Genomic DNA, 313 nt, shown 5'->3' on the forward strand with positions numbered 1-313 from the left:
GAGATGCCCCCGACGCCTACGGGCCGCACAAAACGCTCTACAGCCGGTGGAAGCGTTGGAGCGAAAAAGGTATCTTCGCGCGGATGATGGCCGGGCTGGCCGCCGAACACGGCGAGAAAAAGACGGTAATGATCGATGCGACCTATCTGAAGGCACACCGCACAGCGACCAGCATGGCCGCGAAAAAGGGGGGCGTGGTCGCCTGATCGGTCGAACCAAGGGAGGTGTGAACACCAAGTTGCATGCCATTTGCGACAGCCAGGGCCGACCTCTCAACCTGTTCGTGACCGCCGGGCAGGTGAGCGATTATATC

At 60.7% G+C, this 313-nt stretch carries 1 pseudogene; it reads left to right on the top strand.

The annotated features are described in order from the left end of the window. Positions 1 to 313, top strand: a pseudogene (locus tag AC0KW6_RS21130) (transposase family protein); the annotation flags it as partial.

Source organism: Leisingera sp. SA215 (genome assembly GCF_055902035.1).